This window comes from Sulfolobales archaeon (assembly GCA_038897115.1).
Classification (GTDB): Archaea; Thermoproteota; Thermoprotei_A; order Sulfolobales; family AG1; genus AG1.
Genome location: JAWAXC010000011.1, coordinates 22484 through 28656, shown reverse-complemented (window position 1 = coordinate 28656; position 6173 = coordinate 22484). Strand labels below are relative to the sequence as shown.

Below are 6173 nucleotides of genomic sequence, written 5' to 3'. Positions count from 1 at the left end.
GATATCTTAAAGACATCGCATATAGATCCATGAAGGCTGTTGAGTGGAGATCTCTGAGGATGATATCCAACAGAATTGCTATATCCCTAAGGGATAAAGAGATCATCAAGAAGCTCTATAACCTAGAGACACACTATCTAGGCCCAACGGTAAGAGGCTCTAGAAGGGATTGCAGCTCAAGGGATCAGAAGTTGATAGAAAGCCTAGGTCTCGAGTGTAATGGCTATGCCTTATTCGTTGGAAGCCCTCACAAGCCGAATATCGATGCTCTCAATAGCGTCTTGAACGGGATCTATAAGGGGAAAGTAGATATAGATCTAGCTATAGTTGGGGGTATAGGGAGATATATAGGAGGGAGGATCTCTGATAAGCGGGTTAAGATCCTAGGGATAGTCCCAGATAACATCTTAAGATCCCTCTACTGCTGTGCATCACTCTCGCTGGCCCCTATAGTGAGCGGTGGTGGAGTGCCGATAAAGCTGATAGAATCAATATTATATGGAGTACCAACCATAACTTCTAAGAGAGCCGAGCTAATTATACCAGGGTTAAAACACCTTGAGAACGTGGTTATTATCGAGAGGATCGGGGGTATAGCTGAAGCCCTAAAGATCCTCTCGAGGGATAGGACGCTCAGAGACAAGATCTCCGAGGGGGCCCGGAGAATAGCTGATGAGCTAATAGGATTTGAAAGAACCATCAAGAGATATAGAACATATATTGAGAACATAACGAATCAATAAATACTATATTAATATTTTCGACAGCCCTACCGATCTATCAGTATTTAAAGGGATATGGATGGGAGAAGTATTTAGTAATAAAATAGTATTTTGTAGATGTTGTACTATGTGGTGAGGGATATAGATATCAATGTTTTCTTGCTAATAGGTTTTCTATAGTATCTGCATATATTCTTGACAGGCGGTTTCTATCATATATTTTAGCTATTGATCTTATTTTATCTTTATCAAACTCACCCAACCTATGGATCATAGATTGAATGCCTTCACATACATCCACAGGATCATTGCTGGTTATATATGTCCCTATAGAGTAATATTTTATGAACTTCTCTATATATGAGTGTTTAGGGCCGAAAGCTAGGATTGGCAGTCCTGCGCCGATATATTCATATATGGTGGATCTCATACTAGTTATATTCCATAGATCCATGGACATGGGTCTGCCGGTTATAGCTAGGTCAGATGTTATTAGCTCTTTGATGAGCACCTCTCGATCTAGATACCCCTTAAAAGATACAGCGCTCTGGAGTTCAAGCTTTTTAACTATAGCTTCTAGCTCTTCCCTAAGAGGACCATCACCTATTATTTTAAGTTTTAGTCTTTTACCATTGGATTTTCTATATGCTAGTGAAAAGCCTTTTATTATCTCCTCAAGCATATGGTATCTCCAGCTGAGATCTCCTAGAAACACTATTTCATATATATCCTCTGTCTTTCTATGTCGTGCCACTATATTATAGATCCTTGTGTAGAGCTCTATATCAACACCATTATGAACTGTAACTATATCTCTACGGCCTATAATGCTCTGCAGAACAGCTTTCTGAGCCTCGGTGGTTGTGGTGACAAGATCTGCTTCCCTATATATCTTGTGGATCTTTTTCATCGAGTAAGATCTATAGATAGTCCTTATAAATCCATCTCCTCTGTAGAATTCTATTAGATCTCTCACATCTATGGCTAGAGGGGTGCCTAGATTCATCGAAATTCTATAGCCTAGATATGCCGCCTCGATAGGGGGTACAGAGGCTATAACGAGGGATGGTCCTTGGGTCTTGATTATCTCGAGGATCCTATCTATCTGTGGGGATAGCACTCCATCAGCGAGATCCGCGATTCTACCGATAAGCCCTGCATATCTACTAGATCTGAGGTTTATAATAGTCTCTCCATAGCCACCCCTCTCAACGAAGCTGGATATAATCCTAGGGTACATCCTTATAACTGTAACACTATATCCTCTCCTCCTAAGCTCTTTAACAAAATAGTATATCCTAACACCATTAGCAGTCTCAGGGGGTGGGTAGAAGCCTGTTAAAAATACAATGCTCAAAACAATATCCTCTAAACAATTCCGGGATAGAGGGTTATTAAGAATTTATATCCTGGTTACACGTTAGCAGAGAACAGATTAGGGGTATATCATTTAACCGAGGTGACTGCCAATTCATATGTCTCCACTAATAAAGGGTGGCCCAAACCGCTCTCGGGTGAGTGGCCTCTAGGGTTTACTAATATTCATTTTTCCTTCATATTGCCCACTATAGCTCAGAGATCTCTATATCTAGGTGCTATTAACAAGTAGAGGCGCATCATCCAAACTAGTCGAGGGCTTATCAGCTCTGTGGGATATGATGGTTTTTAAGCTCTAGATGTTCTATTCTGCTAGATCAACGGGGATAGCTATGGTAGCTAGAGGAATCTAAAAACTCATTATTATGCTAACAGTCATATTATGTGGAACCTAATGCTACGGATTATAGATCTCAGTGATACTATTGAGTGTGTCTTTATAAGGCGTGAGAATAGGTTTGTTGGTAGGGCTGTATGTGGATCTCTAGAAGCTATGGTGCATATTAACAATACTGGTAGGCTGATCGATATATTATATAGAGGTTCTAGGATTCTCTGTACCAGGATTAAAGGTAGAAAGACTAGCTTGAGGGTGGTAGGTTCACATGTGGATGGGGATATGTGGACACTCATAGATACTAAATTGCAGGAGAGGGCATTCATAGCATCTATCGAGAATAACCTCATAGAATGGCTCAAGGGATATAGGGTTCATAAGAGGGATATAGAGATTGGAGGAACGAAAATCGATTTCCTTCTCAGAAGAGGCGATAGAGAAGCGCTTGTAGAGCTTAAGAGCGCCGTGTATTTCCACCCAAGCGATATGAGCGCTAGATACCCAGATACTATAAGCCTCAGGGGTAGAAAACATATAGAGATCCTCTCTAGGCTAGAGGGTAGAGATAGATATCTGGTTTTCATAGCGGGCCACCCACTAGCAAGGATCTTCGGCCCTAGTAGCGTAGACCCCCTACTACCAGATCTACTTAAAAAAGCATCTATGAGAGGTGTATATATAAAAGCGATTAAGTTCTACATAAGCAATAATTCCATAGTCCTCTCAGACCCCGACCTACCGGTCACACTAGATCCACCAACATAGTTATTTATCGATGGTTAGCATCATAGCTAATCCTTATCATATAAGAATCTCAATCTTTGTTAAGCTGGAGAAGAACAGCTGGGTTTTTAGGTGTAGCTGCTCGGCTAGATATAATAGGTTAGGATGCTTTAGGGTTTCATCTAGGGACACTCTCTACGATAGCGAATCACTTCTTAATGGTTTAAAAGCCTTGACAGGCCTTTTGTTTCCAAACACATAGGCTTTATATGCTAAGGAATATGATGAATTGATCTCCTTCCACATCTAGAGGTCAAGGCCTTCAATTATAAATATCTTTTTGATTATTTGCCTGTGGATCTTAATATTTATTTTCTAGCATATAGTTATATTCGGGGATTATATGTCGCTTAGTAGATATATAGTTGTTAGAGGCCTTATGACGTTTGTAACATTCATATCTGCTTTAGCTGTTTTCTTTCTCCTAACTAGGGTGTTGCCGGCTGTTGCTTTAGGGGCTAACCCTTTTCTACCCACTCAATATCTAGATCCTCTTTTCAGGGCTGTTGTTAGATCCTCTGATGATCCTGGGTATACGAGCTGGGTTTCAATGCTTTCAGCAACCTATGGGCTTTCAAGGCCTCTCCTCCCAGATCAGCTGGTTATATTTATAAAGAACTCCCTCACCTTTGATTTTGGATATTCGCTAACATCTATGAGAAGCGTTTCATCAGAGATTTTGATGAGGCTTCCATATACCCTGGCTCTATATATATTCGCAGTTGTTATCCCCATCTTCGTAGGATATTACCTCGCGATCGCTGCTGCGAGGGCTAGGGGGAGGGTCTTGGATTTCCTGGTTACGATCTCGAGCCTAGCAAGCTTCTCAGTACCTGTATGGGTTTTTGTATTGATCATCTATTATTTCCTCGCATATATGCCTAAGGTGTCCTGGGGGATATATCTTCTCCCACTACCTGTTAGGGCTCCAACAACGAATATCACTGGGGTTCATGATATTAGATATTGGATCTGGTATCTCACCCCTCTATATATAGCATCTATATTATCATTCTATGGTGTTTGGGCCTACTTCTTCAGATCCATAATCGCCTCTGAGCTAGGTGAGGAGTATACTGTAACAGCTAGGGCTAAGGGTTTTTCTGAATGGGATGTGCTTAGATCAGAGGTTATGCCAAATATAAGGCCACCTATAATGACTAAGATAGCGTATTCTGTACCCACGATATTTGGTGGTTCGATCGCTTTGGAGATAGTCTCATCATGGCCGGGGATCGCCTACTATGCTTACCAGGCTATTCAGAATAATGATATACCAGTTATGAATGCGTTCTTCGTGATCTCCACTATGTTGGTATCGCTATCCCTATATATATCCGATATATTGATAGCGATACTAGATCCAAGGGTTAGGCAGGGTATTGCAGGATATACAAGGTGATCCCATTGGCTATAGAGAGGGCTGGTTGGAGAGCACTAGGGGTGAAATTCTATGTAGGGCTCTCGATAGTAATATTCTACGCAGCCCTAGGTACCTACTCAATGCTAGCTGGGTATATAGGTTCGTTTGAGAGTATGTGGGAGGCGGATTATCTGGCTAAGCCTATGTGGGTTGCATATATATTCGAGCCAGGGCTACCTCCTACAATTGTTAAGAGGCTGGAGGGATGGCATGTAGAGGGAGCTAATGGATATATAGCTATAAATAGCTATGATCAATACTCGCTTAGTATTACACTTGAAAAGCCCGGATCATATGTCATAATATCTGGGGGCTTTGAATATCCATATAAACCCGCTAGATCCATGGTAGTTGAATATAGCATATGGATTTCCTCACAATATAGCGTGAGATATAGGGTTAACCTATCCATAGTAAGCGAGAATCTCTTGGGTAAGCTTGTCACAGTGGAATATGGGGGTGTGAGGGATAGCATCGCCGCTGGAAGATACACCATTCTCCTCGCAGAGGAAACCATAGCTGGCGGGGGATCCAAGATATATAATTCATCGATAAGGCTTCCATACCCCTTCCTAAATAGGATCCAGGAACCCCCGATCCCCGTGATGGTTAACCCTGTAAAAGATCTGCTATTGGATCAGGGGACAAGGATAAGGGGCGTCATAAATGTTACATACACATGTATAGATCCAAATAGGTGTGGCGGTATAACCCTCGAGGTTCGAGGCATAACAATAAAGATCCTCGGTCTTGCCCACGGCCTCATGGGGACAGATCAAAAGGGGTCTGATGTATGGAGGCAGTTCATAGAGGGTGCGAGGGTTGCTAACTTCTTCGGCTTGTCTGCTGCAGCTGCAACAGTTCTAATAGCAATATCTATAGGATCTATATCTGGCTTTAGGGTTGGGAGGCTCTCGGATCAGATGCTCACCTTCGTAACAGATACAGTGTTCTTCCTACCAGCCCTACCCCTGATAATGATAGCCACAGTAGCCCTTGGGAGATCTATGTCTGTGCTATATGGGCTAATAGTGCTTGTCTCATGGCCTGGCTTGGCTAGGCTAGCTAGGTCTTGGGCAATGGCTATAAGGGGGGAGCCCTATATAGAGGCCGCTATAGCTGTTGGCGCCAGTAGACTCTGGATCCTTAGGAGATATGTTATACCAAGGCTAGCCCCCCTAGCAATATATGGCCTAGTATCCCTCGTCCCAGGGGTTATATCGACGGAGGTTCTAATCCAGTTCATAGGCTTTGGAGATCCAAACATACCATCGTGGGGTAGGATGCTTAACGAGGCATATAACGAGGGTGCATTGATAAATGGGGCCTGGTGGTGGCTCTTCGCACCGATAGCCGGTATAACGAGCTATATGGCTGGATTCGTTCTAATGGGTATGGCGCTGGAGGAGAGGATAAACCCAAAGCTCACACTCCAGCAACAGCAATTCAAGTGAGCAGATAATCGAAAGATCTAGCTCTACTATGGGTTAGCCCAACCTCTCCCATCCTAAAAGGGGGCTTTCAATTGTAA

Annotated in this window: 5 protein-coding genes; 4 read left to right on the top strand and 1 reads right to left on the bottom strand. The window is 42.6% G+C overall.

Features of this window, described 5'->3' with window-relative positions:
* A partial coding sequence (locus QXE01_02850; GenBank protein ID MEM4970174.1) for a glycosyltransferase occupies positions 1-743 on the top strand: 743 nt, incomplete at its 5' end.
* Between the two features lie 127 nt (positions 744-870).
* Here QXE01_02850 and QXE01_02845 read toward each other — a convergent pair.
* Positions 871-2079, bottom strand: a complete 1209-nt coding sequence (locus QXE01_02845; protein MEM4970173.1) for a glycosyltransferase — start codon at positions 2077-2079, stop codon at positions 871-873.
* Positions 2080-2493: 414 nt separating this feature from the next.
* Between QXE01_02845 and sfsA the strand changes: the two genes are divergently transcribed.
* The 3 genes from sfsA (at position 2494) to QXE01_02830 (ending at position 6096) form a co-directional block, all read left to right on the top strand.
* On the top strand, positions 2494-3201 hold the full coding sequence (sfsA, locus tag QXE01_02840; GenBank protein MEM4970172.1) for a DNA/RNA nuclease SfsA: 708 nt from the start codon (positions 2494-2496) through the stop codon (positions 3199-3201).
* Between the two features lie 361 nt (positions 3202-3562).
* Positions 3563-4621, top strand: a complete 1059-nt coding sequence (locus tag QXE01_02835; protein MEM4970171.1) for an ABC transporter permease — start codon at positions 3563-3565, stop codon at positions 4619-4621.
* 5 nt (positions 4622-4626) lie between these two features.
* A complete protein-coding gene (locus tag QXE01_02830) occupies positions 4627-6096 on the top strand; it encodes an ABC transporter permease (GenBank protein MEM4970170.1) in 1470 nt (489 codons plus the stop codon).
* Positions 6097-6173: the final 77 nt, after the last annotated feature.